The organism is Oryzibacillus soli (genome assembly GCF_051594765.1).
Taxonomy (GTDB): domain Bacteria; phylum Bacillota; class Bacilli; order Paenibacillales; family NBRC-103111; genus Paenibacillus_AR.
Genome location: NZ_JBPPGJ010000004.1, coordinates 151,816 through 171,117, shown reverse-complemented (window position 1 = coordinate 171,117; position 19,302 = coordinate 151,816). Strand labels below are relative to the sequence as shown.

17 protein-coding genes are annotated in these 19,302 nt (G+C 61.8%); 11 read left to right on the top strand and 6 right to left on the bottom strand.

The genetic code is table 11. The features are described from left to right. Nucleotides 1-42 precede the first annotated feature (42 nt). Both ACSEXW_RS06790 and ACSEXW_RS06785 read right to left on the bottom strand, forming a co-directional pair. Entirely contained in the window at nt 43-1,338 is a 1,296-nt protein-coding gene (locus ACSEXW_RS06790) for a sensor histidine kinase (protein ID WP_438445354.1), read from the bottom strand. Next, nucleotides 1,331-2,041 (bottom strand): response regulator transcription factor, encoded by a 711-nt coding sequence (locus ACSEXW_RS06785; protein ID WP_438445353.1) that lies wholly within the window; start codon nt 2,039-2,041, stop codon nt 1,331-1,333. The genes ACSEXW_RS06790 and ACSEXW_RS06785 overlap by 8 nt, the downstream gene beginning before the upstream one ends. A 245-nt stretch (nt 2,042-2,286) precedes the next feature. On the opposite strand from ACSEXW_RS06785, the gene ACSEXW_RS06780 reads away from it, so the two are divergent. Both ACSEXW_RS06780 and ACSEXW_RS06775 read left to right on the top strand, forming a co-directional pair. Further along, nucleotides 2,287-3,375, top strand: coding sequence for a Gfo/Idh/MocA family protein (locus ACSEXW_RS06780; protein ID WP_438445352.1), 1,089 nt, complete (start codon nt 2,287-2,289; stop codon nt 3,373-3,375). A gap of 13 nt (nt 3,376-3,388) precedes the next feature. Further along, nucleotides 3,389-4,480 (top strand): iron-containing alcohol dehydrogenase family protein, encoded by a 1,092-nt coding sequence (locus ACSEXW_RS06775; RefSeq protein ID WP_438445351.1) that lies wholly within the window; start codon nt 3,389-3,391, stop codon nt 4,478-4,480. Between the two features lie 74 nt (nt 4,481-4,554). Here the strand turns inward: ACSEXW_RS06775 and ACSEXW_RS06770 are convergent, their stop codons facing one another. Next, a complete protein-coding gene (locus ACSEXW_RS06770; protein ID WP_438445350.1) occupies nt 4,555-7,086 on the bottom strand; it encodes a TPM domain-containing protein in 2,532 nt (843 codons plus the stop codon). Between the two features lie 134 nt (nt 7,087-7,220). Here ACSEXW_RS06770 and hflK point away from each other — a divergent pair, with 134 nt between their 5' ends. From hflK to ACSEXW_RS06750, 4 genes are all read left to right on the top strand, one after another. Next, nucleotides 7,221-8,222: an FtsH protease activity modulator HflK gene (gene hflK / locus ACSEXW_RS06765; RefSeq protein WP_438445349.1), complete on the top strand. Its 1,002-nt coding sequence runs from the start codon at nt 7,221-7,223 to the stop codon at nt 8,220-8,222. Continuing rightward, on the top strand, nt 8,219-9,082 hold the full coding sequence (gene hflC, locus ACSEXW_RS06760; protein WP_438445348.1) for a protease modulator HflC: 864 nt from the start codon (nt 8,219-8,221) through the stop codon (nt 9,080-9,082). Before hflK ends, hflC begins: the two co-directional genes overlap by 4 nt. A gap of 65 nt (nt 9,083-9,147) precedes the next feature. Then, complete coding sequence (locus tag ACSEXW_RS06755; RefSeq protein ID WP_438445347.1) at nt 9,148-10,104, top strand: ATP-binding protein; 957 nt, start codon at nt 9,148-9,150, stop codon at nt 10,102-10,104. Nucleotides 10,105-10,137: 33 nt separating this feature from the next. Then, the gene (locus ACSEXW_RS06750; protein ID WP_438445346.1) at nt 10,138-11,010 is read left to right on the top strand and encodes a tetratricopeptide repeat protein; all 873 of its coding nucleotides are present in this window, start codon (nt 10,138-10,140) and stop codon (nt 11,008-11,010) included. Nucleotides 11,011-11,061: 51 nt separating this feature from the next. On the opposite strand, the gene ACSEXW_RS06745 is transcribed toward ACSEXW_RS06750, so the two are convergent. Further along, entirely contained in the window at nt 11,062-11,898 is an 837-nt protein-coding gene (locus ACSEXW_RS06745) for an AraC family transcriptional regulator (protein WP_438445345.1), read from the bottom strand. A 193-nt stretch (nt 11,899-12,091) separates the two neighbouring features. On the opposite strand from ACSEXW_RS06745, the gene ACSEXW_RS06740 reads away from it, so the two are divergent. Beyond that, entirely contained in the window at nt 12,092-13,165 is a 1,074-nt protein-coding gene (locus ACSEXW_RS06740; RefSeq protein ID WP_438445344.1) for a Gfo/Idh/MocA family protein, read from the top strand. A 47-nt stretch (nt 13,166-13,212) separates the two neighbouring features. Here ACSEXW_RS06740 and ACSEXW_RS06735 read toward each other — a convergent pair whose 3' ends face one another. Next, entirely contained in the window at nt 13,213-13,989 is a 777-nt protein-coding gene (locus ACSEXW_RS06735; protein WP_438445343.1) for a class I SAM-dependent methyltransferase, read from the bottom strand. Nucleotides 13,990-14,234: 245 nt separating this feature from the next. Here ACSEXW_RS06735 and ACSEXW_RS06730 point away from each other — a divergent pair, with 245 nt between their 5' ends. From ACSEXW_RS06730 to ACSEXW_RS06715, 4 genes are all read left to right on the top strand, one after another. Beyond that, nucleotides 14,235-14,678, top strand: a complete 444-nt coding sequence (locus ACSEXW_RS06730; RefSeq protein WP_438445511.1) for a DUF441 domain-containing protein — start codon at nt 14,235-14,237, stop codon at nt 14,676-14,678. A gap of 204 nt (nt 14,679-14,882) precedes the next feature. Next, nucleotides 14,883-16,463, top strand: a complete 1,581-nt coding sequence (gene ggt / locus ACSEXW_RS06725; RefSeq protein WP_438445342.1) for a gamma-glutamyltransferase — start codon at nt 14,883-14,885, stop codon at nt 16,461-16,463. Between the two features lie 37 nt (nt 16,464-16,500). Continuing rightward, nucleotides 16,501-17,706 carry an amidase gene (locus ACSEXW_RS06720; RefSeq protein WP_438445341.1) on the top strand — a complete coding sequence of 402 codons (1,206 nt, stop codon included), beginning with the start codon at nt 16,501-16,503 and terminating at the stop codon, nt 17,704-17,706. 189 nt (nt 17,707-17,895) lie between these two features. Continuing rightward, entirely contained in the window at nt 17,896-18,438 is a 543-nt protein-coding gene (locus tag ACSEXW_RS06715) for a GNAT family N-acetyltransferase (RefSeq protein ID WP_438445340.1), read from the top strand. Between the two features lie 88 nt (nt 18,439-18,526). Here the strand turns inward: ACSEXW_RS06715 and ACSEXW_RS06710 are convergent, their stop codons facing one another. After that, on the bottom strand, nt 18,527-19,276 hold the full coding sequence (locus ACSEXW_RS06710; RefSeq protein WP_438445339.1) for an MBL fold metallo-hydrolase: 750 nt from the start codon (nt 19,274-19,276) through the stop codon (nt 18,527-18,529). Nucleotides 19,277-19,302 lie beyond the last annotated feature (26 nt).

The following is a 19,302-nucleotide window of genomic DNA, read 5'->3' as shown; positions in this document are numbered from 1 at the left end:
TAAGCCTATCAGCCCCGCCTTACGTCCAGATGACGCGGTACCTTACGATTCCGTAAGCTTTCGGGGGAGGGTTGCGGTGAACACGGAGCCGGCTCCGGGGGTGCTGCGCACCGAGAGGAAGCCCCCATGCTGCTCAACGATGGCCTTGGCCAGCGATAACCCGATACCGGTTCCGCCTCCCGGCGAGGCGGAGCGGCCTTTGTAGAAGCGCTCGAACACCCGGGGAAGCTCCTCCGGAGGAATCCCTTCTCCGGTATCCGTGACCACCACACGCGTCAGGACCGATGTTTCCTCCAGCCGTACCTGTACACGGCCTCCGGCTGGGGTATGCTCAAGCGCATTCTTGATCAGATTGCCCAGAGCTTCTCCCAGCCAAGCGGAATCGTGGGGAAGGAGGTAGGTTTTGCCCGGATCATATTGGGTCGACAGCTCGACCCCGAGCTGAACCGCCCGGGCGCGGAAAGCTTCCGCAGCCTCCTGGACGGAAGGGAGGAGGGAGCCCATCTTCATCTCCAGCCGGGTGGAGCCGGCCTCCAGCCGGGCGACGGTCAGCAGCTGGCGGATGAGCCAGTCCATTCTCCCGATCTGAGCCTCGCCCTTCGCCAGGAAGGCGTTGCGCCGGTCCGCCGGCAGAGCGTCATCCTGGGCCAGCTCGATGAACATCTGGAGAGCCGCCAGCGGCGTCTTGAGCTGGTGTGAGATATCGGAGAGGAGGCGCTCCATGGCCTCCTTCTCTTGACGCAGCCGTTCCAAGGTCAGCTCCATGCGGTTGGACATGAGCTGGAATTGGTGCGCCAGCTTGGCGAAGACCCCTTCCGCGGGGCGGACCCACTCCGTGCGGAAATCACCCTCTACGATCCGCTCGGCCCAATGCGCGTAGGTGGAAGCCGTTCGATAGAGGGTGCGGAAGGAACGGCCTGCCGCTCCCAGCAGGAGCGCTGCTAAGAGGAGCTCCGCCGCCATAAGGCCGGCCGCCCCTCTCCACAGGAGCCGGGTCATATCCCGGTCCGTCCGAAGGGGAAGGGAGCGGTCGAGCCCGAAGGCCCGTGCGGCTGCTTCTCCTGCGGCCATCTCCTCCGGAGAGGCTTCCCGGGCGAAGGCTCGGGCAATATCTCCGCTCCATTCGGGATGCTGGAGGGCCAGCTGTCCGATGACCGACAAGTCCCGGGATATCCGGCGCTGGTGCTCGTGCTCTATCATGAGCCACCAGAGCCCTTGGGCAAGGAAGATCAGGACCAAGGTCATCACTAGCAGCCGCTTGGCGAAGCTCCGGAACTCCGGGTTGACCCAGAGCGGCAGGGCGCTCTGGGTTCGAAGAGAGTGCGGCGCGTCAGACATGATGACCGGCACCCCCCGTCTCCAGACGGTAACCGATTCCCCGGACCGTCGTGATGAGCTGAGGATGGGAGGGATCGTCCTCAAGCTTCTCCCTTAGGCGCCGGACATGGACGGACAGCGTATTGTCGTCTACGAATTCCCCCTGTTCATCCCACAGCTTGTCCAACAGCTGCGCACGGGTCAGCGTCATGCCCGGGTGCTTCAGAAGCAGGGCCAACAGGCGAAATTCCACCGGAGTCAAATTTACCTCCGTACCGTGCTTGAATACCTTCGTATCCAACAGCCGGAGCGTAACGGCTCCCGCGCTCAGCAAGCCTCCAGCGTCGGCCTGGGATTCATGGGGCTGAGCTCTGCGAAGAATGGCCTTGATTCGGGAGAGCAGCTCCCGGAGCCGGAACGGCTTCGTGATGTAATCGTCGCCGCCCAGCTCCAGCCCTTGCACCACATTCACCTCTTCGTCGCATGCCGTGAGGAACAGGATGGGCATCCGGGAGAAGCTGCGGACATGACGGCACAGCTCGAAGCCTGTACCGTCCGGGAGCATGACGTCCAGCAGCGCGAGATCGTAGGGGGAGGCAGCCAGATGGGCTTTGGCTTCCGCAACGGAGCCTGCCCGGTCGGTCTCATAGAGCTCCTTGGTTAAGGCGAAAATCAATCCTTCCGCCAGCAATTCGTCGTCTTCCACCAGCAATATTCGGGTCATAGAAGAATCTTCCTTTGTCCATAATGGGTAGGGATGGATATTTCTTACTATAGGGGAATCGGCAGAGCAGGTCCAGTTCGGTCCGGTCGATGGTTCAGTCCGGTATCCATCGAAAAACAATCAAGCAACCGCCATATAAATACGTTATAATATAATTGTACACGTTTTCAGATGATAATTCCGATGAAGCATAGTATATTCATGCTCGAATATACGGAGTTTGAACAGGTAGAGGGAGGTTAACTATGTCTGCGGCTACGGCATTTGCCATCATTGGCGGGGGCTTCCGGGCCGAGTTCTTCGTCCGGATCGCCCAAGCGATGCCCCGGCGGTTCCATCTGTGCGGGGTGGTGCTGCGGGATGAAGAGAAGGGAAGGGCCTTCGAGGAAAAATGGGGGGTTCCGGCATACCGAACCCTGGCCGAGCTCCTGGACCGGCAGAGGCCGGCGTTCGTTATCGTGTCCGTTTCCCGGCCGGCCAGTCCCGGCTTCCTGCAGGAGTTGGCGGACCGGGGGATCCCCGCACTGGCGGAGACCCCGCCGGCGCCGGATCTGCCGGGGCTGCTGGCGCTCCATGAGCTGACCCGGGCGGGAGCCCGGATCCAGGTGGCGGAGCAGTATCAATACCAGCCCCAGCATGCGGCGCAGATCGCACTGGCCCATTCCGGGAAATTGGGCCGCATCACCCAGTGCTGCGTGTCCAAGTCCCATGGGTACCACGGGATCAGCCTCATGCGCAAGCTGCTCGGCGCCGGATTCGAGAATGCGAGGATCCGGGCCGCCCGCTTCCATCATCCGATGGTGAACGGACCGGGGAGATCCGGGCCACCGGCAGAGGACAAGCTCATTACCGTAGAGCGGGATCTGGCTTGGCTGGAATTCGACGGTGGACAATTGGGGATCTTCGACTTTGAGAAGGATCAGCATCGCTCCTGGATCCGGTCCAACCATGTGAATGTGCGGGGCGAACGGGGAGAAATCTATGACAATCGGATCAGCTGGCTGGAGGATCACGCAACCCCGGTGCATCTGGAGCTGATGCGGATCAACAAGGGCGAGGACGGCAACATGGAGGGCTTCCACCTCCAGGGGATCCTGGCGGGAGACAAGTGGGTGTACCGCAATCCCGCGGTGCCGGCCCGACTCTCCGACGATGAGATTGCCGTAGCCGTATGCATGATGAAGATGGCGGATTATGCGGCGGGCGGACCGGAATTTTACGGGCTGCCGGAGGCGTCGCAGGATCATTATTTCTATATGCTCATGGAGCAAGCCATTCAATCCGGGGAAGCCGTACAGTCGGTCACGCAGAGCTGGGTACCGGATCTATCTTAAGGAGGATGCCAACATGCAGGGATCGCATTATGTGGCGGGAACGCCGAATGCCTATATTCAGGAGCCGGGCTTGATCGGACGGGCGGGGGAGTGGATCTCCCGGTTCGGCCGCAAGGTGTTCCTCGTAACAGGCGTCAAGTCTTGGGAGGCTGCCGGAGCCAAGCTGGCGGACAGTCTGGAGCGGGCCGGGATCAACTACCGGGTCGAGCGCTATGGCGGCGAGTGTACCTACGGCGAGGCGGACCGGCTGAAGCAGCTGGTGGAGCCCGGCACGGAGCTGATCGTGGGAGTCGGCGCCGGCAAGGTTACCGATACCGCCAAGAAGCTGGCCAATGATCTGTCCCTTCCGCTGGTGACGATCCCCACCCTGGCAGCCACCTGCGCCCCGGTGACGAACTTGTCCATCATGTACACGGAGGAAGGCGTCTATATGGACTTCCCCGTCTTTTACCGGAATACGCTGCTCACGCTGGTGGATACAGAGGTGATCGCTGCGGCGCCGCCCCGCTATCTGGCAGCCGGCATCGGGGATACCATCGCCAAGTGGGTGGAGTCCAAGGCCTGCTCCACCGGGAAGCCGCAGAATCTGCCCACCATCGGCGGGGTGCAGACGGCCAAGCTGATCTTCGACACGCTGCTGGCGGACAGTGAACAAGCGCTGGAGGATGCCCGTGCCCAGCGGCCTACGCCGGAGCTTCAGCGGGTGATCGACGCGGTGATCCTGTTCAGCGGCATGGTCGGCGGGCTGGGCGAGGACAACTGCCGCTCCGCAGCGGCTCACGCCGTGCACAATGGGCTGACGACGCTCCCGGAGATGCATGCCGCTTACCATGGGGAGAAGGTGGCCTACGGCATCCTGGTCCAGCTGGCCTTGGAGCGTCGGCCTGAGGAGGAGATCCGCGAGCTGACCGGCTTCTACCGCAGTATCGGGCTGCCGGTGAAGCTGCGTGACATGGGACTCGATCGTCCCCTGACCGGCCGGGAGATGGAGGAGCTCATCCGAGTGTCCCTCTCCCCCGAAGGCACCATGGCCAACATGCCGTTCCCTGTGACCGGAGAGAGTCTGGCCGAAGCGATCCGGCAGGTGGAGGCTTGGACGTACTAAGGTTCCACGCATGCGAACAGAAAAACACCCCCTCGAACCCAGGACTTCATGGGATCGAGGGGGTGTTCCTTTCGTTACCAGTTGGAGCCGCCGGAGGAATTGCCGCTGTCCGAGCTTTCGCCGGAGCTGCCGCTATCCGAGCTGCCGGAGCTTCCCGAATCCCAGGAGCTGCCGCCGGAGGATTGCGATTGGGCCTGGCGCTCCTGCTCCTGTCTGCGGCGCTCGGCCTCCTCGGCCTCCAGGAGCTGCCGGTATTCGCGGTCCAGCCGATCCGCCAGACTATCCACCTCCGAGATTCGGCTCATCGCTTCGGCAAATAAGCCCAAGGCCATCAGCCGGCCAATGTCGCTTTCCGCGGAGGAGAGCTGGCCGTCTGAGGCGCCGAGGCGGATTCTGGATCCCGCCCGGGCGGATACGGACCGGTAGCGGGCCAGCGCCTCCCGGTAGCGACGCTCCGCATCTCGCTTCTCTTCGGCCATCCGCTCCACGGAATGACGGAGCGATTCCGCTTCCTTCCGGTATTCCTCCAGCGTATCCTCGATACGGTCGAGGCGGCGGGGCGAACGGCCCAACGCCTCATCGACCTGGTGGTCCGCCTCCTCCAGATATGCCAGCTGCCGCTTCCAGCCCTCGTTCACCGGCAGGCTCTCGTGCCGGATCATGTTCCGGGTATCCTGCTGCAGGCGGCGAAGCTGCTCCGCCCGGCCCGCCGCTTCGGCAAGCCGTCGGTCCAGCCCGGCGATCTCGTCCCTGATCCATCCGCTAAGCCGTTCGGATTCATGCAGCTCCGCAAGATGCCGGTCCAAGGCGGTCCTCGCCAGATCGTATTCCTGACGGCTATCAGCCGTCAGCTCCCGAATCTCCGGCAGCCCGGCAACGGCGGCTTCCAGCAGCCTGCGCATGTCCTTCTCCCCGGCATCCAGTTCCGTCCAATGGGAGGGATCATATTCCCTGCGCACCCGCGCCAGCCCTTCATTCAGCGGGGGCCATTGGGACCGAAGCTGCTCCGAGCGGCTCCCGATGGTCCCGAGATCGCCCGCATTCTGCTCCTTCAGCCGGACCTGGCGTTCCGTTACGGACACGGCGTCGGACAGCAACCGGTCCGCCTCCTCTCCCAGCTTGATGACCGGGTGCATATCGCCCTCCTGAAGCTTCGTCCACAGCTGCTCCATGAGCTGCGCTGCCTGCTCCAGATGGGAATGGGGCTTCAGGCGGCCCACGGCGATGTTGATTCCATGCTCCTGCGTCAACGCGTCGATCCGTTTCCGGGCGTCGGCCATAGCGGACGGGTAGGCATGGTACTTCTCCCGGTGCGGAAGCACCGCCTCCAGCAGCCTTCTGGCGGCGGATAACCGCTCCGCCAGACCTTGAGCCGCCTGCACCGCTTCCACAGGGTCGAAGAGCTTCAGCGCATCGGCCCGTGCATGCTCCTCGAGAAGTCCTTCCGCTTCGGTCCGGAGCACAGGAAGGGGGAAGCCCGTCTCCGCCGAGATCCGCTGCAGGTCCGCCACCAGCTTGGCCAGATCCTCCCGGAGTGCTTGGAGCTGCTCCTTGACGCTGCGGTCCGCTTCGACGATCGCCGCCGTTTCGCGGTCCGCTTGGGCCGCCGCCGCCTCCAGCTGGTCCAGCTCTCCGGTCAGCCGGGCATAGGAGGAGGACCATCGGGCCGGCAACAGCGTATAGCCGGAGGACTGTTCCCGCTGTGCCTCCCAATCGGAGACCCGGATCATCAGCTGGGCCAGCTCCTGGCCAAGCTTCTCGGACAGACGGGCGGTGGTGCCTTCGGACAAGCCGTGGAACGGCCGCAGCTCCTCCTGGATCCGGGCCAAGCTCACGAGGAGGCGGGTGCCCCGGTCCTTGAGCCGCCGAATCCTGCGCTGCATGAACCAGGCGGCAGCCGCCCACACGGCCAGCACGGCCGCAGCACAGCCGGCCAGGAACAGTCCGGCCTGTGCGTACGAGAAGGGACTCGAAGCCGGAACGGGTACGCCGTCCGTTACCGGCGCGACGGGGACGCCCGGGGCTGCAGGAGACGCGGGAGCAACGGGGGCAACCGGCGCAGCTGGAGCCGCCGGTGCCGCAGGCATGACAGGTGCCGAAGCAGCGGGCTCCGGCAGGCGGCGGGTCGCATCCATCAGTTGGATGGCCGCCCGGACATAGTCACCGGCCTTCGCCGACGGGATGAAGTGGACCGTGACGAATTCGTCCAGCTTGGTCTCGTTCGTCACACCGTCGCGGTCGTAATCCGGCGGCAGAGCATCCAGCCGCTTCTGCAGGCTGCTGTTCTTGAAGTTCATCTCGATCCGGTGTTCCCGGTTTGCCAGGAGCAGGAGAATGTCGTTCTCCTGCAGCTTCCACTTCTCGTACGCGGCGGTGGCCAGCGCGGCCGGATTTTCCCCGTCCAGGGAATCCAGGGTCAAGATGTAGAAGGTGTAGCCGGCCCCGGTGGCGCTCGACTCCAGCGACTTCAGCTTGTCCTTCGGGAATAAGCCCGCCTGGTCCGAGACGGAACCGGTACGGTCCGGAAGGGCCGGAGCCGCATTCAGCGTGCCCACGCCTAAGCTCCAAATCAATAAAATCCATAGGATTGTCCATATTTTCTTCATTTGCCAACCTCCGCTCTTCCTCTTCTCCGCATCCTACCACAGCGGCTGAAAATCGCGCAAGGATGAAACGGGACACCCCATCTCTTCGTACTACAGGCAACGGGAAACCGTATCAGAGAGGGGAGAGTGGGATTATGGACGTATTCCCGGGTGGGAAGACGGACCGGCCGGTCAGACCTCCGCAGATGCCTGCTGGTTGGGGGAAGAAGCTCGCGATCGGGGCGGCGGGAGCGCTGGTGCTGGGCTTCGGCTTCAGTACGTTCTATACGGTGCAGGAGCAGGAGCAGGCGGCCATCCTGACCTTCGGGCAATACACGGCCACGCAGGAGAAGCCCGGTCTGCACTTCAAGCTGCCGTATCCGATCCAGCAGGTGAAGACCGTACCCGCCAACCTGACCCAGAAGATCCACATCGGCTACAGGGAGAAGGACGGCCAGACCACTCCGATGCCTGAAGAGGCGCTGATGATCACGGGGGATGAAAATATCGTCTCCGCCGATGCGGTGGTCGAATGGAAGGTGGCGGATCTCCGCGATTACTTGTTCAATATCGAGGATCCGGAGCTGTTCCTCCGCAATGCGGCGGTGTCCGCCATCCGGTCGGTCATCGGGTCTACGAAGCTGGATTATGCCATCACGGACGGCAAGACCATCATCCAGACGGAGGTCAAGGCCAAGCTCGAGGAGCTGCAGACCCATTACCGTACGGGGATCCAGATCATCGACTTGAAATTCCAGGATATTGAGCCGCCCGAGGGGCAGGTTCAGACGGCTTTTAAGGATGTGACGAATGCAAGGGAAGAGAAGAATACGAAGATCAACGAAGCCCAGAAATACGTGAACGACCGTCTGCCCAAGGCGCGCGGTGAGGCTCAGGCTCTGATCGAGAAGGCCGAAGGGACGAAGAAATCACGGATTCTGAACGCCCAGGGGGACGTGGCCAAGTTTAACGCCGTCTACAACGAATACGTGAAGAGCCCCGGCGTAACGAAGAGCCGGCTGACGCTGGAGACGCTGGAGAAGATCCTGCCCCATTCCAAGGTCATCGTGACCGACGGCTCGGGGGATACGGTGAAATACTTGCCGCTGAACGAGCTGTTGACCAAATCCGGCACAACGGGAGGGACGGCTAAATGAAAAAATGGATCATAACCGGCGTAACGGCCGTAGCCGCGATCATCCTGCTTGCCGGATCGCTCTTCATCGTGCGGGAGGGCGAGTATAAGGTGGTGTTCAAGTTCGGCGAAGCCGTGCGGATTCACTCGAACCCAGGCATCAAGCTCAAGGTGCCGTTCATCGAGACGGTGTCGTCCCTGCCCAAGTACCAGAAGATCAGCGACACGCCGGAATCCACCATCATCACCCGCGACAAAAAGCCCATCAAGGTGGACAATTACACCGTGTGGCGGATCAATGACCCGCAGGCGTTCCTGAGGTCTCTGCGGACCGTCTCGGCCGCCGAGAGCCGGATCGGCGACGCGGTCTACAACGCGGTGCGGCGCAAGCTCTCCGAGATCGATTACGGCAGCATCATCAGCGAGAATTCCAGCCGGGGAGACCTAAACGATGAGGTCACCAAGGAGGTGTCGGATATCGTACAGCGTCAGGGCTACGGCGTAGAGGTCATCGACGTCCGCATCAAGCGCACGGACCTGCCGGAGGAGAACAAGCAGAGCGTCTATAACCGGATGATCTCGGACCGTCGCTCCATCGCAGCGGGCTACCTCTCCGAGGGGGATGAGGAATCCCGCAAGATCACCTCCAACGCGGACCGGCAGGCCCAGGAGCTCATCGCCCAGGCGGAGGCCGACTCCAAGAAGATCATCGCCGAGGGCGAGCAGGAAGCGGCGCGGATCTATAATGAGGCGTATGGCAAGGATGCGGAATTCTATAAGCTGTACCGCACCCTGGAGAGCTACGTGACCACCTTCCAAGGCGAGCCGGTCATCATGCTGCCGGTGAATTCCCCCTATACGGAAATTCTGCTCGGGAAGTAAACATCTGGTAATATTCTAAACTCATGGTACACTTGACATAGAGACCGGTCCAAAGGAGAGAGAGCATGTCCGACCATGACGAGCTGGCGGAGCGACGCCGCAAAAATCTGAAGCTCATTCAATTCAGCAAGGACGATCAAGCGATGATCGAGACGGAACGGCCGCAGGAAACCTTCGCGGATGTCGGGGGATTGGAGGAAGTGAAGAAGAAGATCCGGATGAACTTCATCCTCCCCTTGAAGCAGCCGGAGGTGTTCAAGGCGTACGGCAAGGAAGCGGGGGGAAGCCTGCTTCTGTTCGGACCGCCGGGCTGCGGCAAAACCTTCCTCGCCCGGGCGGTTGCCGGCGAGATCGAAGCGAACTTCGTCCATATCGAGCTCCAAGCAATTCTGTCCATGTATGTGGGACAAAGCGAGCATAATCTGCACGATATCTTCGAGCAGGCCCGGGCCAACAAGCCCTGCATCATCTTCATCGACGAGCTGGACGCCATGGGGGGAAGCCGTCATCACATGCGCCAGCACCACGACCGGATGCTGGTGAACCAGCTCCTGCTGGAGCTGGACGGCCTGCAGGCCCAGAACGATCAGGTCTTCGTCATCGGAGCCACCAACACCCCGTGGTACCTGGACTCCGCACTCCGGCGGCCGGGACGCTTCAACCATATGGTCTTCGTTCCGCCGCCGGAGGAGCCGGAGCGCCAGACCATCCTTCAGCTGAAGCTGGCCGGCAAGCCTGCGGATTCGCTCCAGCTGTCCAAGATCGCGGCGGAGACGAAGTTCTTCTCAGGGGCGGACCTGGAGCAGGTGGTGAAGGATGCGGTGGAGTCCGCCATGGAGCGTACCTTCGAGACCGGGGAGATCCAGCCGATCACCCAGGATGACCTCCGGAAAGCGGCCAAATCCCGGAAAGCTACCACCCTGGAGTGGTTCGCGACGGCCCGCAATTACGCCACGTTCAGCGACGTGAACAAGGATTACCAGAATATTCTCGACTATATCAAGCAGCACGGGATCAAGTAGGAGCCGGCGGGAGTTTCGGGAGGGCGTTCGTAAGTGGAACAACGCAGGAATCAGAGGGCATACGCAGAGATCTACCAGCTCATCCAGTGGAAACGCTACAAGGAAGCTCTGCGCGAGGCGGAGCAGCTCCTGGCGGAGGAGCCGGAGGAACCGGACCTGATGGCGCTGATCGGCCGGATCTATCTCTTGCAGGAAGAATACGAGAAGGCGCTGTATTGGGCGAGGGAAGCGCTGCTTCGGGAGCCCGATCATGAACAGGCCTGGAACGTCCGGGTCATCGTGTATTACCAGACGGACCGGGAGCGGGAGTTTCAGGAAGCGGTACAGGAAGCGCTGCGCATCGATCCGTACGAATCGGACTATTATTACTTACTGGCAAACCGGTTGAATAAGAAGGGAAAATTCAAGGAGGCCAAGGAGCAGCTTCTGCTGGCTCTGGAGCTGGCGCCGGAAACGCCGGAATATCTGGCGACGCTGAGCTATATCGAATCGCTTCTGGGGGACATGGCGGAATCCCGCCGGCTGGACCGGCAGGCGGTCCGGTATGATGCGGAGAACCCCCAGGTGCTCCTGTACCTGGCATGGGCGGCCTGCCGGAGGGGAGATTACGACCAGCAGGAGGCATACATGCGGTCGGCGGTACGGCTGAATCCGGAGGATAAGCAGGTTCAGGACGAATATCTGGAGGCGCTGCAGAATAGCAGCCGGATCTACCGGTTCTTCCTCTGGCCGTCCAAGATGCTGCGGCGGTTGAGGACCTGGCAGATCTTCGTCGGCTGGTTCTTCGTCTGGCTGCTGTTCAAGCCGCTTATTCTGCTGTTCCTGGTGCTCTATGTCGTCACCCACTGGTCCACGAAGGCCATCGTTCACGTTCGCGTGTTCGGGTGGAGGCGAAGGGGATCCTAGAATAGGCAGGCCCGGATCCTGGTGATCCGGGCTTGTTCGTTGTACCCGCCCTTAACGTGCCGAGCTGCGGTAGACGCTGGGGGAGAGGCCGATGGCGCGCTTGAACTGCTTGGAGAAGTTCATGAAGTCCATGCCGACGGCGGCCGCGATCTCGGACACGGGCAGCTCGGTGGAGCCCAGGAGCCGCTTGGCCTCCTCCAGGCGCTGTCGCTGAACGAACTGCATGGGCGAGATGCCCATGTGCTTTTTGAAGAAGGCGATGAAGTAGTTGGGGTGGAAGTGGACCAGCTCCGCCAGACCGTCCACCGTCAGAGGCTCCGCCAGCCGGTTCTGGATATGATTCAGCGTTAACGTCAGCTTGTGCTGCTCCGGCGTAACCAGGAGGGATTCAAGGAAATTGCCGTACCCGCCGTCCTCCATGCAGATGGAGATGAGCCGGATGAGCGCCGCCTGGGTACGGAGGTAGGACGCGGGGGACGCGCGCCGAAAGTGGAGGGTCAGCTCCTCGAAGGTCCGCCGCACATCCTCGGGGTCCCGGACCTGGGCCCAGAACGCCTGGTCGGCGGCCTGCAGCAGCGGCCATTCTCCGACCGTGGCGTAGAAGTCGCAGTAATACCGGATATAGGGATCGTCCGTCCGGGTGGTGAAGGTCTGCACGGTGCCGGCGGGCAGGATGAACAGCTGGTTGGGCTTCGGCTCGTAGGTGCGGCCGTTCAGCTGAATGGTTCCCGCGCCGGAGGTGAAGAAGTACATCCGGTTGTACCGGGGAACCTCATCGGTGCGGATCCAATCGGACAGGTTGGACTTCAGCATGGTGCCCGAGACGGTGACTTTGAGATTCTCCAGAAGATTGGCGGTGGTGTTCCGGGAGGGGACGGGGGGCTTCATGGGAGTCGCTCCTTCGGGTGCGGTGTGGCCGTATTGTTCCGGTACCTCCATTCTAGCACGGCGCCGATTTACCTGAAAGGTCTTAGGATTGGATAAATGATTCTTAATTCCGGCTATGGCGGGCGCGCGGGAATCGCGGTATGGTGGAGAGGAGAAATAAAGCGATTGCATTGCATAGAAGGAGGCTGCCTGAATGCAAGTAAGTGACGGAATGAACTATGCCCCGCAGGGCAAACCGAACCCGGTGGTGGGTCCGGGAGAGTTTATTTTTGCGGCTGTGGCGCTGGACCACGGCCATATCTACGGGCAAACCAACGGTCTGATCGAGGCGGGGGCGACCCTGAAGTGGGTTTACGACCCCGACCGGAGCAAGGCCGAGGCTTTTGCAGAGAAGTATCCGCAGGTCAGAATCGCCGATTCGGAGGAGCAGGTGCTTGCCGATCCGGAGGTGAAGCTGGTGGCCTCTGCCGCCATTCCCTCCGACCGCTGTGCTCTGGGCCTGCGTGTGATGGACGCCGGGAAGGACTACTTCACGGACAAGGCTCCGTTCACCACGCTGGAGCAGCTGGAATCCGCCCGCCGCAAGGTGCAGGAGACCGGGCGCAAGTATATGGTGTATTACAGTGAGCGACTCCATGTGGAATCGGCCATGTACGCCGGCCAGCTGGTCCATCAGGGTGCCATCGGCCGGGTGCTGCAGGTGGTGGGCTTCGGTCCGCACCGTCTGAATGCGCCGTCCCGTCCGGAGTGGTTCTTCCAGAAGGAGAAGTACTGCGGCATCCTGGGCGACATCGGCAGCCACCAGATCGAGCAGTTCCTCTATTATGCGGGCTGCAAGGACGCGAAGGTGCTGCACAGCAAGGTGGCCAATTACAACCATCCGGAATATCCGGAGCTGGAGGATTTCGGCGACGCGACGCTGGTGGGAGATAATGGGGCGACCCAATATTTCCGCGTGGACTGGTTCACGCCGGACGGCTTGAGCACCTGGGGCGACGGCCGGACCCTGATCCTGGGCACCGACGGCTACATCGAGATCCGCAAGTACACGGATGTGGCGCGGGAGAAGGAAGGCGACCAGGTGTACCTGGTGAACCAGCAGGGCGAATACCACTTCAAGGTGAAGGGGCAAGTGGGCTATCCCTTCTTCGGGCAGCTGATCCTTGACTGCCTGAACCGGACGGAGAACGCCATGACGCAGGAGCATGCCTTCAAGGCGGCCGAGCTGTGCCTGAAGGCGCAGGAGATGGCGATTCAGATTCAATAGGCTCGAGTAGTAAGACGGACAGTCCTTCTGGACTGTCCGTCTTTGCGTCAGGGCTTTCGCGCCAGATATAATTCGATCGTATCCTGCACCCGAATCTGTCCGCCGTGTTGGCGGATGGCTTCCTCCAGGCCTTGTTCCAGAAGTACTCGCTGCTCATCCGGCAAGGCCCGATGGTCGGAATAGGTATTCAGCAGGGAGATGTAGCGGTTCGCATCAAAAGTCCTTGCCGTATGATACAGCTTATAGCTTGCGTCCCTATAACCGTATTGCTCGATGGTACGGACCAGATTCTTACAGTTGTCTTCGTTGTGCTTGTGTGTGGAGCCCGGCTTGTGGAGCTTAGGGGAATAGCGCTCATAAACGTTCTGGATGGCCGCATGAAGATCATCTTCCCGAGCTGGAAACGGACGGTTCCAAAAGAGGGCTAACGTTCCCCCGCTCTTCAAGAGCTGATAAGCCTTCGGATAGCCGATGTCCTGTGGGATCCAATGAAAAGCGGTTGCCGAATAGATCAGATCGTATCGACCGGGCTCGAGCGGCACACCTTCAAAATCCTGGTTGATCACTTGAAAGTTCGGAAAGTCCGAGAATTTGGCAGCGGAGTAACGGGCCATCGACTCGCCAAGCTCAATGGCCGTCACCTGGCACCCGGTTTTCAAAAAAGGTAGGGTGGCTTGGCCTGTCCCAATGCCGATTTCCAGTGCTTCCGCAAGAGGATTCAAGCTGGAGAACCGAATCACATCCTGGAAGAGCTCTTGGACATACGTGGGGCGCATGTTCTCATAATTGACCACATCTTCATCAAACTTGAGGCGTAAATCCATGGGTTACCTCCGCTCCATTCGGGTTACTTGTTTATACGCTTCCAGCATATGGTAAGTTGCGCATCCGCAAGGACTGGCTGGAAGCGGTGGGCATGAAGATGCCGGCCAATCCGCAGGAGTCCCTGGAGGTGGCGAAGGCCTTCAGCGATAAGGATCCGGATGGCAACGGCAAGGAAGGTATGGACCTTCCGCTTTTGGACGATAGTGAAGATAAGGCTATCGCGCTTGAAAGGGGAGTCCGCCCGATGGACGGGGCATCGCTTGTGCTGTTGGGGATTGCGGTGCTGGGAGTTGTGGGGAAGAACCAGAGCGTCGCCATCGCAGTGTTGGCGCTTCTTCTCCTGCGGCTGACCCAGCAGGAGAAATCCATCGGCCTGCTGGATAAATACGGCGTTACCCTCGGCATCATCCTGTTGACCGCCGGGGTGATGGCGCCCATTGCAGGGGGCCGCGCTGGGCTTCGAGATATGGCGGCTGTCTTCGGAGACTGGCGCTCCCTGGCGGCCCTTGGAGTCGGTGCCCTGGTGGCCTACTTGGGCGGCCGAGGCGTACGCCTGATGGCTGATGACCCGCTGGCGGTCAACGGCCTGCTATTGGGCACCATTCTGGGCGTGGCGTTCTTCCGCGGCGTCCCGGTAGGTCCGCTGATCGCAGCGGGCATTCTGGCGGTGCTCACCGGAAGAGGCTGACCAGCCGGTGTCCGGTGCCGATCTTCCGGCACCGGTCCGGATTCGTATCGAACCATCCCGCATCCCTCGCTGATTTTGGTATGGCGAACGGAGGGCGGGCTGTTTTTTTGTCAGGATGCACAACATTGGGGACGCCCCGTTGACGGGCCGATTCCACTCGGAATATGATACCCCTAAACCAAGGTTGCAAGGGGGGGGATGGCCATGAGCCTGGCAGCGGAAGGGACACGATCCATGGTGGTCAGTCCCCACTATCTGGCCTCCGAGGCCGGATCGGTCATTCTTGAACGAGGGGGCAACGCCTTCGACGCCGCCGTGGCGGTCAGCGCGTGTCTCGCTGTCGTCTATCCCCATATGACCGGACTCGGCGGAGATTCGTTCTGGCTTCTCCACGATGGGGGAGAGGGAAAGGTGGCGGCTTACAATGCCAGCGGCCGCTCCGGTGCCGGCGTGAGCCGGAGCCTCTTCGAGGGGGAGGAGCGGATTCCCGTACGCGGCGCACGCAGCGCCATCACCGTTCCGGGAATGGTCGACGGCTGGGATGCCGTTCTGCGGAGGTACGGGAGGCTGACCCTCGGGGAGGTGCTGGAGCCGGCCATCCGCCATGCGGAGAACGGGTTTCCCCTGTCGCGGGACCAGCACGCCACTACGCTGGAGCGCCTGGAGCTGCTCCGGGGCATGCCGGTGACCCGGGACATCTATGTGCCGGGGGGGAGGGTCCCTGCTGCCGGAGAGAGGTTCACCCAGAAGCTGTTGGGAAGAAGTCTCCGGAAGCTGGCCGAGACCGGACGGGACGGCTTCTATCAGGGGGAGCTGGCCCGCAATGTCACTGGCTATCTGGAGAAGAACGGCGGGCTCTTGACGATGGAGGACTTTGCCGGTCACCGCGGCGAATGGGTGGAGCCGCTGATGGGCTCCTACCGGGGGCTGGAGCTCTATCAGCTTCCCCCGAACTCACAGGGCTTCACGGGGATCATGGTTCCCCATATTCTCGAGCATTTCGATTTCAGGGCGATTCGGCACGGGTCCTATGAATATTATCATCTGCTGGTGGAGGCGCTGAAGCTGGCTTTTGCGGACCGGAACCGGGTGCTGACGGACCCCGACTTCGCCGATATTCCGGTGAAGCGGCTGATCTCCAAGGCCTACTGCCGTGAACTGGCAGAAGCCATCGATCCGATGGGCAGCCGTCCCTTCGATTCGGTGTCCCTGGGCTCGGATACGGCCTATGCGGCGGTGGTGGACGAGGAGGGGAACGCAGCCTCCTTCATCCAGAGTCTCTACTTCGAATTCGGCTCTGCGGTGACGGCCGGGGATACCGGCATTCTGCTGCAGAACCGGGGCTCGTTCTTCTCGCTGGATCCTGGGCATGTGAACCGGCTGGAGCCCCGCAAGCGGACGTTCCATACGCTTATGCCTGCCATGGCCTGCCGGGAGGGCAAGCCCTACCTTCTCTACGGCACCCAAGGCGGGGAGGGGCAGCCGCAGACCCAGGCCGCCCTTCTGACGCGGATGGTGGATTATGGCATGAATCCCCAGGAGGCGGTCAGCGCGCCCCGTTGGGTATGGGGCCGGACGTGGGGAGAGGAAACTCAGGAGCTGAAGGTGGAGAGCCGAGTGGAGCCGGAGGTGCTGGAGGCGCTTAGCCGGGCCGGCCACCGGGTGAAGCCGGTGGCCCCCTTCGACGGAGTGGTCGGGCACGCCCACGCCATTAAGATCTCCGGAGCCGGACGCCTGGAGGGCGGAACGGACCCGAGATGCGACGGCGCAGCCGTCGGCCGGTAGAGATAGGGCCCTAATAGGAAACGGAGGTGCAGGAGGGATGGGGAAGCCGCTGAATGCTTACGTGCGGGAACGATACCTGGTGGAGCCGGCAGGCAATGGTCCGCTGGATGGGTACACCTTCGCCGTAAAGGATGTGATCGATCTGGAGGGACATACGAATACGGCAGGGAATCCGAGCTGGAAGAGGACCCATAGCCCTGCCGCCGCCCATGCTCCGGTCATCCGCCGCCTACTGGACGCAGGGGCCCTGCTGCATGGCATTACCCACACGGACGAGCTGATGTACAGCTTGAACGGGGACAACTTCCATTATGGCACTCCCTTAAATCCACTCGCTCCGGATTCGCTGCCGGGCGGCTCCTCCAGCGGCTCCGCCGCTGCCGTGGCGGCAGGGGCGGCCGGCTTCGGAGTGGGAACGGATACGGGCGGCTCGGTGAGGATCCCGTCCTCCTACTGCGGCTTGTTCGGCATCCGTCCTACCCACGGTGCGGTATCTCCGGAGGGGGTCATCCCCTTGGCGCCCAGCTTCGATACGGTGGGTTGGATGGCCAGGGAGGCGGCGGTGCTTCGCCGGGTTGGCGAAGTGCTTGTGGAGCTGGGGAGAGGAACCGGCCCAGCGGGCGGTGTACCGGCTGCCGTCTATGCTCCCCGGGAGCTGTGGAAGCTGGCGGATGACGGAGTGCGGGACGCCCTGCTCCCCTTGGCGGAGGCTCTGTCTCCGGAGTGGACGGAACTCCTGCAAGATGTGGAAGCGGAGAGCTGGCCGGCCTGCTTCCGGACGCTTCAGGCCTTCGAGATCTGGCAGCAGCACGGCGCTTGGATCGACCGGGTGAAGCCCCGGTTCGGGGCGGATGTAGCCGGCCGGTTCGAGATGGCGCGGGGGGTAAGCCGGGAGGAATACGAGAGGCAGACGGAGGTGCGGGTCGCCATCCGGCATCAGCTGGAGGAGCTCCTGAACAGCGGAGCCGTGCTCGTATTCCCTACGGCTCCCTGCCCGGCGCCCCGCATCGGCCTGGATGCCAGGGCTATGGACCGGATCCGCTCCCTTCTCCTTCGGTATACTTGTCCGGCCGGTCTCTCGGGTCTCCCCCAGGTTACCGTCCCGGTGAAGGGACCGGAAGGACGGCCCATCGGCCTGTCGCTGCTGGGGGGACGCTTCCGGGACCTGGAGCTCCTTCGCTTGGCGGAGGAATGGACCTCCCCCGGAGGGATATGGGCGGGTCGTGCCGGGTTTCCTGCCTGACTGTATGTAAAGTGAACAAGAGCTGCCAAGGATCCGGGTTCGGATCGGGCAGCTCTTGTTGTCTTGCAGAGGAGGCGTAGGGAAGCTTCACCTTCACATCATCGTACTTGCTGTCCGCAGGTTCTCAATGTATGGTATACTCCTCCAATAACGGATTGGAATTTGATTACAACGGGGATGAATAACGGTATGGGAGCAGAGCAGGTGTACATCCGGTTTCCGGTAGAGCTGGACGCGGAAGAGCTGGCGGCAATGGCGTTGAGAAACCGGGAGTTTTTCCAGGAGTTCTCCCCCATCAGCCCGGAGGAGTATTACACGGTGGACCATCATCTGGAAGCCATACGCAGGAATCAACAGGAGCGGGAGTCGGACAAAAAGTATTCGTTCGTCGTCTGCCTGGGGGATAACGGGACGGTCATCGGCACCGTGGGGCTCTCCTTCGTCGTGCGGGGGCCGCTGCAGAGCTGCATGATCGGCTACAGCCTGGACCGCGCCTACAATGGGAAGGGCTATATGACGGAGGCGGTGAAGCAGGTGGTGCGCTATGCCTTCGAGGAGCTGAAGTTCCATCGTATCGTCGGGGAGGCGTCACCCCGCAACACCGGGTCCATCCGGGTCCTGGAGAAGGCCGGCTTCCACAAGGAAGGCATCGCCCGCAGCAACGTGAAGATCAATGGTATTTGGGAGGACCACCAGGTGCTGGCCATCCTGAATCCGGCGGACGAGGATTAACGGATCGGAGCGTGCAGTCCGATCCCAAGAAGATAGATAGAGGCGATGCCCCCGGTTATCCAGGGTATCGCCTCTTCTTCATTGAGGCTCAGGCTTCCGCTGCAAGCTCCGCCAGTCTCTCCCGGATCCTGCCTCTGAACCATCCGCCATGGTAGCAGACCACCGTTTCGGTATCATAAGCGGACAGCTCCTCCAGGGAAGCCCTTGCGGTCTCACGGTCCAGAGTTGTAGCCGGATCCGGACCGAATAACCGGCCCTCCCGGACGGTAAGGGCATCGCCTGCAATCAAGGTTCGAGACGGTCCGTGATAGAGGCTGATGTGGCCCGGCGTATGTCCCGGCGTTGCGGCAACCGTCAGTCCGCCGCACCAAGGCAGAAGCTCTCCGCCCTGGACCGTCCGGTGGACGGCGGTTCTCGGCGGGTGGAGCATAAGCGCCCGGAGTCCCTCCCGGAATGCAGCGGGCACCTGGTCCGGCAGCAGGTCCAATCCGGCCAAGGCCTCGTCCGTGAACCGGATCAGCCTCCGGTCCCCTTGGATATAAGGAGCCTCCAGCTCATGTGCCGTTACTTCAAGACGAGTGGAGGCGGTCTCCGCAACCTCCTGCACGTTGCCGATATGATCGATATCTTGATGGGTCAGGATAAGCCGGGTCAACCGGTGCGGCTCCACGCCGTAAGTCCGGATGGCTTCCGCAAGCTGCGCCGATTGTCGGGGGAAGCCTGTGTCAATGAGAACCGCTTCCGGACCGTCCCACAACAGAACGGGATGAACGGTGTCGGAACGTCCCATTACAGAAGCCGATATGGACAGCATCGCTAAGCCTGGATAGAGGATCACGAGAATTCACACTCCCTGGTTGGTGG

Bases quoted from the DNA above. Each gene is read 5' to 3' on its own strand.
- ACSEXW_RS06790 (WP_438445354.1), bottom strand. From the start codon at position 1,338: ATGTCTGACGCGCCGCACTCTCTTCGAACCCAGAGCGCCCTGCCGCTC.
- ACSEXW_RS06785 (WP_438445353.1), bottom strand. From the start codon at position 2,041: ATGACCCGAATATTGCTGGTGGAAGACGACGAATTGCTGGCGGAAGGA.
- ACSEXW_RS06780 (WP_438445352.1), top strand. From the start codon at position 2,287: ATGTCTGCGGCTACGGCATTTGCCATCATTGGCGGGGGCTTCCGGGCC.
- ACSEXW_RS06775 (WP_438445351.1), top strand. From the start codon at position 3,389: ATGCAGGGATCGCATTATGTGGCGGGAACGCCGAATGCCTATATTCAG.
- ACSEXW_RS06770 (WP_438445350.1), bottom strand. From the start codon at position 7,086: ATGAAGAAAATATGGACAATCCTATGGATTTTATTGATTTGGAGCTTA.
- hflK (WP_438445349.1), top strand. From the start codon at position 7,221: ATGGACGTATTCCCGGGTGGGAAGACGGACCGGCCGGTCAGACCTCCG.
- hflC (WP_438445348.1), top strand. From the start codon at position 8,219: ATGAAAAAATGGATCATAACCGGCGTAACGGCCGTAGCCGCGATCATC.
- ACSEXW_RS06755 (WP_438445347.1), top strand. From the start codon at position 9,148: ATGTCCGACCATGACGAGCTGGCGGAGCGACGCCGCAAAAATCTGAAG.
- ACSEXW_RS06745 (WP_438445345.1), bottom strand. From the start codon at position 11,898: ATGAAGCCCCCCGTCCCCTCCCGGAACACCACCGCCAATCTTCTGGAG.
- ACSEXW_RS06740 (WP_438445344.1), top strand. From the start codon at position 12,092: ATGCAAGTAAGTGACGGAATGAACTATGCCCCGCAGGGCAAACCGAAC.
- ACSEXW_RS06735 (WP_438445343.1), bottom strand. From the start codon at position 13,989: ATGGATTTACGCCTCAAGTTTGATGAAGATGTGGTCAATTATGAGAAC.
- ACSEXW_RS06730 (WP_438445511.1), top strand. From the start codon at position 14,235: ATGGACGGGGCATCGCTTGTGCTGTTGGGGATTGCGGTGCTGGGAGTT.
- ggt (WP_438445342.1), top strand. From the start codon at position 14,883: ATGAGCCTGGCAGCGGAAGGGACACGATCCATGGTGGTCAGTCCCCAC.
- ACSEXW_RS06720 (WP_438445341.1), top strand. From the start codon at position 16,501: ATGGGGAAGCCGCTGAATGCTTACGTGCGGGAACGATACCTGGTGGAG.
- ACSEXW_RS06715 (WP_438445340.1), top strand. From the start codon at position 17,896: ATGGGAGCAGAGCAGGTGTACATCCGGTTTCCGGTAGAGCTGGACGCG.